This window comes from Natronospira elongata (assembly GCF_034931365.1).
Lineage (GTDB): Bacteria > Pseudomonadota > Gammaproteobacteria > Natronospirales > Natronospiraceae > Natronospira > Natronospira elongata.
Map to the genome: position 1 here is coordinate 1 of NZ_JAYGII010000100.1, position 1,042 is coordinate 1,042.

Annotated in this window: 1 protein-coding gene; it reads left to right on the plus strand. The window is 64.0% G+C overall.

Translation table 11 applies throughout. From position 1 onward, the window contains the following. Positions 1-1,042 (plus strand): HAL/PAL/TAL family ammonia-lyase (locus VCB98_RS13920; protein ID WP_346053563.1); only part of this gene is annotated, 1,042 nt, incomplete at both ends.

Here is a 1,042-nt window from a genome sequence, read left to right on the forward strand (position 1 = left end):
CAACGCCCTGTTGCAGGGGCACTCGGCCGTCAGCACCGATGTCTGCGAACGCCTCGCCCAGTGCCTGGAAGTTGGCTTCCTCCCACGCATCCCGGAACGCGGCACCGTGGGCGCCAGCGGTGATCTTACCCCCCTGGCCCATCTGGCCGGCGCCCTGATGGGCGAGGGCCGGGCACGTCTAGGGGACGGACCGGAACAAGCTGCATCCAGGATTCTTGCCGAACTCGGTTGGGCCCCTCTAGAGCCTGACGGCAAGAATGCGCTTGGCCTGGTCAACGGGACGTCGGCAATGACGGGGATTGGTGCCCTGACTGCCATACGCGCTCAACGCGCCCTGGAATGGACGGCAACACTCGGGGTCAGCTACGCAGAAGTGCTGAAAGGAAAGCTCGAAGCCTTCGATTCCAGCCTGGCCCAGGTCAGAGGCCATGGGGGCCAGGCCCGCATCCATCATTGGCTGCAGGAACTGGCGCGAGGAAGCCAACGGCTGGAAGCAGCCGTCGACTTGCCGCCCGTACTCGATCACCGGGCAATCGGCGTCAACCAGGACCAGCCCCTGCCTCAGGATCCCTACAGCATACGCTGCCTGCCTCAGATCCTGGGCGCGGTGGACGAGGTTGTCCGCGACCACGCCCGCGTGGTGGAGAACGAACTCAACGCGGTCACGGACAATCCCATCTTCTTCCCCGATGAAGGCAAGGTCGTGCACGGTGGCAATTTCTATGGTCAACCGATTGCCTTCGCTTCAGACAGCCTGGCCCAGGCACTGATCAAGATGGCCGTACTCAGTGAACGCCGCATTGCCCGCATCACCGATCCCGGCCTCAACGGCGATTTGCCCGCCTTCTTGCAGGGGCGTGAAACCGGCCTGCACAGCGGATTCATGGGGGCCCAGGTCACAGCCAGTGCGACAGTGGCCGAGATGCGGCAGATGGCCACCCCGGCCTCCATTCAATCCGTGCCCACCAACGCCAACAATCAGGATGTGGTTCCCATGGGTACTATTGGCGCGCGACGCACGGACCATCTGGCCGACCTTCTG